The sequence below is a fragment of the Mesorhizobium sp. M4B.F.Ca.ET.017.02.2.1 genome (assembly GCF_003998955.1).
GTDB lineage: Bacteria > Pseudomonadota > Alphaproteobacteria > Rhizobiales > Rhizobiaceae > Mesorhizobium > Mesorhizobium abyssinicae.
This window is the reverse complement of the sequence record NZ_RZOF01000638.1, coordinates 1-1,086: the sequence shown is the minus strand read 5'-3', so window position 1 is coordinate 1,086 and position 1,086 is coordinate 1. Positions and strand designations below refer to the sequence as shown.

At 64.4% G+C, this 1,086-nt stretch carries 1 protein-coding gene and 1 pseudogene; both read right to left on the bottom strand.

Features of this window, described 5'->3' with window-relative positions:
• Positions 1-656: pseudogene (locus EN738_RS34540) on the bottom strand (glycine dehydrogenase (aminomethyl-transferring)); the annotation flags it as partial.
• A gap of 16 nt (positions 657-672) precedes the next feature.
• Positions 673-1,041 (bottom strand): glycine cleavage system protein GcvH, encoded by a 369-nt coding sequence (gcvH, locus tag EN738_RS34535; protein WP_127287394.1) that lies wholly within the window; start codon positions 1,039-1,041, stop codon positions 673-675.
• Positions 1,042-1,086: the final 45 nt, after the last annotated feature.

Below are 1,086 nucleotides of genomic sequence, written 5' to 3'. Positions count from 1 at the left end.
GCCCTGTGGTCGCCATAGACGCCGAACGTGTCGGGCCAGGAAACGAGCAGAGCGGCGGTGTTGTCGTCGATCGTCTCGCCGTCGACTTCGGTGCCGAGCGGCTCGGCGCGGGTGCGCACGACATCCAGCGTCTGCGGGTGCGGCGTGCCGGCAAGCGCCACCTTGGTGCGCTTGTCGCGATGATGGCGCAGCGCAATGCCGACGGCTTCAGCGACCGCTGTCGCCTCATCGAGCAGCGAGGCCGACGCCACCGGCAAGCCGGTCAATTCGGTGACGAGGGTCTGGAAGTTGAACAGCATTTCCAGCCGGCCCTGGCTGATCTCGGCTTGGTAGGGCGTGTAGGCGGTGTACCAGGCCGGGTTCTCGAACAGGTTGCGCTGGATGACCGGCGGCACGTGGACGCCGTGATAACCGGTGCCGATGAAGCTCTTCAGCACCTTGTTCTTCGCCATCGTCGCCGACAATTCGGCCAGCGCCTCGGCTTCGCTGGCCGGCGCGGGCAGGGTCAGCGGCAAGTCGAGGCGGATCGATCTCGGCACGGCCTGGCTGATCAGCGTCTCGACCGACGGAACGCCGATTACGGCCAGCATCGCTCGGACATCGTTGAGGCCGGGGCCGATATGGCGGGCCGAGAAGGGATATGGTGCTGCGGTCATCGTAACTATCCTGCTTTCAGCCGATATGGGCTTTGTAGGCGGCCTCATCCAGCAGGCCTTCGAGCTGGCTTTCGTTGGAAAGCCTCATCTTCCACAGCCAGCCGTCGCCGGTGGCGGCCGAATTGACCAGCGAAGGGTCCGACGACAGCGAGCTGTTGGCCTCGGTGATCTCGCCGTCGACCGGCGCGTAGACGTCGGATGCCGCCTTGACAGACTCGACCACGACGGCGGTGTCGCCCTTGGTCAGCTTGCGGCCGGTTTCCGGCAATTCGACGAAGACGAGATCGCCGAGCTGCTCTTGTGCATAGTCGGTTATGCCGACCGTGGCGACGCCGCCCTCGACACGGAGCCATTCATGGTCTTCGGTGAAATAGGTTTTTGCCATCGGGACTTATCCTTTGCGGTAGCGATGAGGTGTGAAGGGCAAGGG